Origin of the sequence: Myxococcus vastator (assembly GCF_010894475.1) — a bacterium.
Classification (GTDB): domain Bacteria; phylum Myxococcota; class Myxococcia; order Myxococcales; family Myxococcaceae; genus Myxococcus; species Myxococcus vastator.
On the sequence record NZ_JAAIYB010000454.1, the window covers coordinates 1 to 6,515 of the forward strand.

Annotated in this window: 5 protein-coding genes; 3 read left to right on the forward strand and 2 right to left on the reverse strand. The window is 71.3% G+C overall.

Annotated elements, in window-relative coordinates:
• The coding region (locus G4D87_RS31160) for an efflux RND transporter periplasmic adaptor subunit (protein ID WP_163786336.1) at positions 1 to 633 on the reverse strand (633 nt) is incomplete at its 3' end.
• A gap of 137 nt (positions 634 to 770) precedes the next feature.
• Here G4D87_RS31160 and G4D87_RS31165 point away from each other — a divergent pair.
• Positions 771 to 2,267 (forward strand): ATP-binding protein, encoded by a 1,497-nt coding sequence (locus G4D87_RS31165; protein WP_240358749.1) that lies wholly within the window; start codon positions 771 to 773, stop codon positions 2,265 to 2,267.
• Positions 2,264 to 3,619, forward strand: a complete 1,356-nt coding sequence (locus G4D87_RS31170; RefSeq protein ID WP_163786338.1) for a sigma-54-dependent transcriptional regulator — start codon at positions 2,264 to 2,266, stop codon at positions 3,617 to 3,619. Before G4D87_RS31165 ends, G4D87_RS31170 begins: the two co-directional genes overlap by 4 nt.
• A gap of 10 nt (positions 3,620 to 3,629) precedes the next feature.
• On the opposite strand, the gene epsH is transcribed toward G4D87_RS31170, so the two are convergent.
• Positions 3,630 to 4,937: an exopolysaccharide biosynthesis glycosyltransferase EpsH gene (epsH, locus tag G4D87_RS31175; protein ID WP_163786339.1), complete on the reverse strand. Its 1,308-nt coding sequence runs from the start codon at positions 4,935 to 4,937 to the stop codon at positions 3,630 to 3,632.
• A gap of 57 nt (positions 4,938 to 4,994) precedes the next feature.
• On the opposite strand from epsH, the gene wzy reads away from it, so the two are divergent.
• Positions 4,995 to 6,515: exopolysaccharide repeat unit polymerase (wzy, locus tag G4D87_RS31180; protein WP_205507786.1), on the forward strand; the 1,521-nt coding region annotated here is incomplete at its 3' end.

Sequence of the window (6,515 nt, forward strand, 5' to 3'; positions counted from 1 at the left end):
CACCAGCACGTCCCCGCCCGGCTGCACGGCGATGCCCTCCACCGCGCTCCGGCTCAGCACCGTGCCCGCCAGCGGAGCGCGCAGCACCACGGAGGTGCCGCTGCCCGTGCCCACGAAGCCCACGGACGCCTGGGCCCGCGCCAGCTCCGCCCGCGCCTCCGCCAGCCGCGTCTCCGCGGCCAGGCGCTCGCGCTCGGTCGTCACGCCCTGCTCGAACATGCGCGCCTCGCGCTCGAAGGCGGACTGGGCCTCGCGCAGCGCCGCCGTCGCGGTGGCCACCGCCGTGCGCGACGCCGCGGCCTCCGGGCAGTCCAGCGTCACCAGCGCGTCACCCGGCTTCACCGTGTCGCCGGTGCGCACGTGGACGCGCACCACCCGGCCCGCCAGCGGCGCCACCAGCCGCGACAGCGCCCCGTCCCGGAAGGCCACGCGCGCGGGGGCCTGGAGCGCCGCGCTGCGGGCGTCCGCCTTCACCGGGGTGACGGTGACGAAGGCCCGCGAGACCTCGGCGAGCCGCACCACGCCTTCCCTCAGGGGAACGGGCGCGGCGCGCTCGGCGGGAGCGGAGGAGGTGGCCGCGCCCGAGCAGGCGGCGGAGAAGGCCCAGAGGCCAAGGAGCAGGGTCCTGTTCATGCCCCAGCCCTGGGCAAGTCCCGGTCCACCCCAACACATCTTCAACCTCTTGGAATCATTGAGGACGGCGACGTCCAGCGAGCAGGCGTGACTGGTGCTTATTGAACCACCTGTGCACTTTCGCCACAGTGTCCGGCGTGCGCATCTCCACGAAGCTGGGCCTGGGCCTGACGCTGACGAGCGCCGTCATCCTGGGCTCCTACGGCTACAGCCAGCTCCAGAAGGAGGAGTATGACCTGCGGACGGCCACCGAGCAGGCCACGCGCCTCCTGGCCACCGCGCTCCAGGTGGCCATGGAGAACGCGCTGCGGGACGGGCAGGCGGCGGACGTCAACGAAATCCTCGAGTCGTTGGACCACGGAGACCCGACCGTGGACGTCTTCGTCTTCGACGCCCGGGGCGAGCCGGTGGTGCGCTCCCCGGGCAGCTCGCGGACGCTGCACCTGGTGGAGGAGGCCTCCCGGCGGGTGGTGAAGACGCACCACGCCCTCACCCACTTCGCGGGCCCCGAGCAGCTGTCGCACCTGCTCATCGTCCTGCCCCTGCACAGTGACGACAGCGCCACCGTGGTGGGGGCGCTCGCGGTGCTGAAGCCGCTGGACGGGCTGCGGCAGGATTTGGAGGCCACCACCCGCTCCACCGTGCTGTCGGTGCTGACGCTCATCGCCGGCATCTCCCTGGTGGGCTGGCTGCTGCTGCTGCTCTACCTCCAGCGTCCCCTGGAGCGCGTGGTGGGGGCGATGCGCGCGGTGCGCGGAGGCGACTTCACGGCCACCGTGACACCCGGCGGTGACGACGAGGTGGGCGCGGTCGTCCACGCCTTCAACGGCATGGTGAAGGAGCTGAGCGAGGCGCGGCAGCGGCTGTCGGCCGAGGCGGAGTCACGGCTGGCGCTGGAGGCGGGCCTGCGACGCGTGGACAAGCTGGCCGCCGTGGGACAGCTGTCCGCGGGGCTGGCGCACGAAATCGGCTCCCCCCTGCTCATCCTCAACGGACGGGCCCAGGCCCTGGCCGCGCGCGCCGAGCTGCCCGACGACGTGCGGCGCAACGCGCGCATCCTGGTGGAGCAGTCGGAGCGCATCGAGCGCATCATCCGCCAGCTCCTGGACCTGGCCCGCCGCAAGCCGTCGAAGCTGGAGTCCCTGGACGCGCTCGCCTCCGTGCGCGCGGTGGTGGAGCTGGTGGAGTTCGACGCGCGCAAGCGCGACGTCCGGCTGACCTTCCATCGCGAGGAGCCGCTCCCTCGCGTGCTGGCGGATGGAGACGGCCTGCAGCAGGTGGCGCTCAACCTCCTCACCAACGCGCTGCGCGCCACGCCCCGAGGCGGCGAGGTGCGGGTGACGCTGACGCCCTCCACCTTCCAGCCCGCCCCCGGCCTGCGCGAGCGCCACGGCGTGCGCCTGTCCGTGGAGGACACCGGCGTGGGCATGGATGACGCGGCGCTGGAGCGCGTCTTCGAGCCCTTCTTCACCACCTGGAGCGCCCACGGCGGCACGGGCCTGGGCCTGCCGGTGGTGAAGGCCATCGTCGCCGAGCACGGCGGCGCCGTGTCGGTGACATCACGCCCGGGCCAGGGCACTCACTTCTTCGTGCACATTCCTTCCGAGAAGGAAGAAGGAGCGGGGGCGGCATGAGCACTCCCAGAAGGCGCCTGCTCATCCTGGATGATGACGCGGGGGTGGTGGACTTCCTCTGTGAGTCCCTGGACGCGCGGGGCTACGAGGCAGTGGGGCGCACCTCACCGGAGGAGGCGCTGGCCCTCTTCGAGCGCGAGTCCTTCGACCTGGTCATCACCGACGTGGAGATGCCCCGCATGCGCGGCACCGAGGTGCTGGAGGCGCTGCTGACGCGCAAGCCGGGCCAGCTGGTGGTGCTCATCACCGCCTTCGGCGGCGTGGAGCTGGCGGTGGCGGCGGTGAAGGCCGGCGCGTGCGACTTCGTCACCAAGCCCTTCAACGTCGACGCGCTCGTCCTCACGCTGGAGCGCGCCTTCCGCGAGCGGCAACTGCGCCGCGAAATCGTGCGCCTGCGCGCGGCCGTCCCCGGCGACACGCCCGGCGGATTGGTGGCCCGCAGCCCCGCCATGCAGAAGGCGCTGGAGGTGTCCCGCCGCGCGGCGCGCAGCGACGCCACCGTGCTGCTCACCGGCGAGACAGGCACCGGCAAGAGCGCCCTGGCGCGCTTCATCCACGAGTCCAGCGGCCGGCGCGCCCAGCCCTTCCTCCCGCTCAACTGCGCGGCCCTGCCCTCGGGGCTGGCGGAGAGCGAGCTGTTCGGCGCCAGGCGCGGCGCCTACACCGACGCGCGCGAGGACCGGGCCGGCGTCTTCGTGTCCGTCGGCGGCGGGACGCTCTTCCTGGATGAAGTGGGCGAGCTGTCGCTGGAGGTGCAAGCCAAGCTGCTCCAGGCCCTGGAGACGGGGCGCGTGCGGCCCCTGGGCGCGAGCACCGAGACGCCGGTGCGCGCCCGCGTGCTGGCCGCCACCAACCAGCCGCTGGAGGTGCTGCTGCGCGAAGGGCGCTTCCGCGCGGACCTCTACTACCGCCTCAACGTCATCCGAATCGAGGTGCCCCCGCTGCGCGAGCGGCGCGAAGACATCCTGCCGCTGGTGGACTTCTTCCTCGGGCGCCTGGGCGAGCAGCAGCAGCGCGAGGTGCTGGGCGTGTCCGCCACCGCCCTGAAGCGGCTGCTGGCCCACGCGTGGCCCGGCAACGTGCGCGAGCTGGCCAACCTGCTGGAGCGCGCGGTGGCCCTGGCGGACCACGACACGCTGGTGCCAGAGGACTTCGACCTGCCGGGCGGCGGCGACAGCGGCCTGACGTCGCTGCTCAGCCGCGCCTCGGGAGAGGACGCGCCGCTGGAAGAGGTGGAGCGCGCCTACGTGCGCCGGGTGGTGGAGGCGCAGGGCGGCAACAAGGCCGCCGCCGCGCGCATCCTGGGCATCAACCGGCGCACGCTGTACCGCAAGCTGGGCCTGGACGAGTGAGGCCGCGCCTTCAGTCCGCCAGCGGCATGCCCCAGTCCGGCTGACCGCGCTCGCCCTTCACCCAGCGGTACACCTCCAGCACCTGCTCCGCCTTCGCCTTCCAGGTGAAGTGCTTGAAGATGCGCTCCCGGGCGCGCTCGCCCATGGGGCGGATGACGGACGGGTCCGCCGCCAGCTTCGTCAGCACCTCGCGCACGCGCAGGACAATCTCCTCCGGCGTCCCCATCTGAATGGCGAAGCCGGTGGCCGGGCTCACGATTTCCCCCGGGCCGCCGTAGTCCATGACGATGGGCACCAGCCCCAGCGCCATGGCCTCGCACACCACCGCGCCGCCGAACTCGCGCACGCTGGGGAAGCCGAAGACGTGATTCTGGGCCAGCCGGCCCTGGAGCTCCTGGTGCTTCACCCAGCCGGCGAAGGTGACGCCGGACTCGATGCCCTCGCGCGCCGCCTGCGCCCGGAGGTTGGCCATCTCCTGGCCGTCACCGATGTACTCCAGCACCACCTTGCCTTCGCGGATGAGCGGCGCGGCGGCCTCCATCAACATGGCCATGCCCTTGTAGGGCACGAAGCGGCCCACGAAGGCCACGCGCAGGGGCAGCTCCACCGGGCCCTCCGACTTCGCCGTGCCGAAGCGCCGGGTGTCGATGGCGTTCTCCGGCACGTACACCGTCTTGCCCTGCCACTGCCCCGCCACCTGCCCCCGCGTGGCGCGCGAGCCGGTGATGATGGCGGACGCGTTCTCCCGCGTGGACTTGTAGAAGGGCATCAGCTTGTAGACGTCACGCACGTAGCTGAGCCACTCCTTCTCCCGCCGCCGCGCGCCGCCAAAGCCCTTGGGCCAGGGCAGGCCGCCATTGAGCGGCCCCATGACGAAGGGCACGCCCGCCTTCTTGCACCGCGCCGCCAGCGTGCTGGGCGTGGTGGGGCTGATGGGCGTGTAGCGGTGCACCAGGTCGAACTCGCCCGCTTCGATTCGCGGGCCGAAGCGGCGCCAGAGCACCTCCTCGAAGTAGTAGTAGGGCAGCGCGCTCAGCGCGGTGGCCGTCGTCCAGCCCACCCCGGTGCGCCCCCGCAGCACCTCGCCCACCTTGTCGAGCGGCTTCTCCACCGGCGAGGAGTCCAGCGCGGTGAACTGCGAGCCCTCCTGCACGCCCTGCTTGAGGATGTTCTCCCGGTTGCGGACGTGGGTGACCAGGTGCACATCCGCCACGTCGGCCAGCGCCCGGTAGAGCGACCAGCCTTCGAGCGGGACACTCACCCAGTCGGGGTTGCACAGCTCGGCAATCAGGAGGACGCGTGGGCGGGGAGCAGGCATACGTGCCACTCCATCTATCCCAACCCGCGCTCCGGATGTAGCCTCCTCCGGCTCTCGATGTACGCCCCCGACCGGCCGCCCTACCTGCGCTACGGCGCGCTGCTCGCCTTCCTGGTGCTGGCCACCGTGGGCGGCGCCGTCATCCACCCCGTGGTCGCGTTGGCCCCCGTGCTGTGCCTGGGGGTGGTGTGGGTCATCCTGAAGGTGCCGGTGAAGTACCCGGTGCTGGTGGTGACCTGGCTCGTCCTGGCGGTGGACTACGTGCCAGAGCGGCCCCAGTCGGGCCTGTGGCCCTCACCGCTCCACCCGCTGGGCGAACTGATGTTCGCGCAGCTCAGCTACATCACCAAAATCGGGGCGCTGCGCTTCCCGCTGGTGGACGTGCTCATCGTCGGGCTGATGGGGCTGGCGATGTACCGGCGGGTGACGAAGTCCACCATCGACCCGGTGCCGCTGCCCATGCCCCGGCCGCTCATCGCCGTGGTGGCGCTGTCCCTGGTCGCCATCCTCTGGATAGAGGTGCGCGGCATCGCCCGGGGCGGGGACATCAAGAACTCGCTGTGGCAATGGCACCAGGCCGCGATGATGCCCTTCATCGTGGCGATGTATCACTACGCCATGCGGGGCCCGGAGGACTGGCCCGCCTTCGCGAAGACCATCATCCTGGCCGGCCTCACCAAGTCCGCGGTGAGCACCTACTTCGCCATGGTGGTGGTGCACGAGCTGGGCGTGGAGGTGGAGTACACCACGTCCCACTCCGACTCGATGACGTTCGTCTTCGCCCTGCTGGTGGCGTCAATGCGCTTCATCGAGAAGCCCAAGGCCGCGCACGTGCTGCGCGGCCTGGCCATCATCGCCTTCATTGGCATTGGCATGATTTTCAATGACCGGCGCCTGGCCTACGTCAGCTTCGCCGGCTGCCTGCTGGCGGCCTTCCTCATCAACCCGTGGACGCCGCTGAAGCGGTTCCTGGTGCGGACGCTGCCCTTCTTCGCGCCCTTCATCATCGTGTACATGGCGGCGGGGTGGAACTCCGGCTCGTCCGTCTTCGCGCCGGTGCAGACCATCCGCTCGCTGGTGGACGGCCAGGGCGGCGAAGGCAACCTGGACTACCGCGACATCGAGAACCTGGACATGATCGCCACGTGGGCCCAGTTCCCCATCCTGGGCACCGGCTACGGGCACGAGTTCCTGGAGCCCATCCCGCTGCCAGACATCGCCTTCGTCTTCCCCCAGTACCGCTTCCACCCGCACAACTCCCTGCTGGGGCTGTTCGCGTTCGGAGGGATGCTGGGCTACACGGGCGTGTGGCTGTACCTGGCCGTCACCGTCTACCTGGTGGTGCGCTCGTACCACCGCGCCACGGAGTCGGAGTACCGCGCCGCCGCGCTCATCATCGTCGGGCTGGTGGCCACGTACATCAACCAGGTGTTCGGGGACATGGGCATCATCTCGTACATCTGCACGTTCCAGATAGCGCTGGCCGTGGCCATGACGGGGAAGCTCGCCGTGCACACCGGGGCGTGGCCCATGCCGCACAGCCGGCTGCTGGGCCCCGCCCCCGCCGCGCCCACGCCC

What these genes read in the sequence shown, in the direction of transcription:
- G4D87_RS31170 (WP_163786338.1), top strand. Translation starts at nt 2,264, where the DNA reads ATGAGCACTCCCAGAAGGCGCCTGCTCATCCTGGATGATGACGCGGGG.
- epsH (WP_163786339.1), bottom strand. Translation starts at nt 4,937, where the DNA reads ATGCCTGCTCCCCGCCCACGCGTCCTCCTGATTGCCGAGCTGTGCAAC.